General features: G+C 68.4%; 1 pseudogene. It reads left to right on the forward strand.

From position 1 onward, the window contains the following. Positions 1-534, forward strand: a pseudogene (locus EOA22_RS36785) (sarcosine oxidase subunit alpha family protein); the annotation flags it as partial.

Consider the following 534-nt stretch of genomic DNA (forward strand, 5'->3'; position numbering starts at 1 on the left):
GGCCGGAGGCGACGGACGGCATTCTCCCGGCCTGGCCGATGCCGGGCTCGAAAGGCCGCATCTGGATCGACTACCAGAACGACGTGACGGTGAAGGACGTCGAGCTGGCCGCACGCGAAAACTTCGTCTCGGTCGAACATCTGAAGCGCTACACCACGCTCGGCATGGCGACCGACCAGGGCAAGACCTCCAACCTGCCCGGGCTGGCGCTGATGGCAGGGATTACCGGCCGCACGGTGCCGGAGGTCGGCACCACCACCTACCGGCCGCCGTTCACGCCGGTGCCGCTGGCAAGCTTTGCCGGCGCGCGCGTCGGTGAATTGATGGCGCCGGTACGGCGGCTGCCGCTCGAAAACGTCCAGCGCGCCAGCGGCGCTGTCTTCCAGGAATATGGCGGCTGGCTGCGGCCTGCTCATTATGGCGGCAACGCGGACGCGGAACGTTCGATCGCGGACGAGGCGCGACGTGCGCGCCAGTCGGTCGCGCTGTTCGATGGTTCGACGCTCGGCAAGATCGAGGTGATCGGGCCGCAGG

Source organism: Mesorhizobium sp. M7A.F.Ca.US.014.04.1.1, from assembly GCF_003998745.1.
Taxonomy (GTDB): domain Bacteria; phylum Pseudomonadota; class Alphaproteobacteria; order Rhizobiales; family Rhizobiaceae; genus Mesorhizobium; species Mesorhizobium ciceri.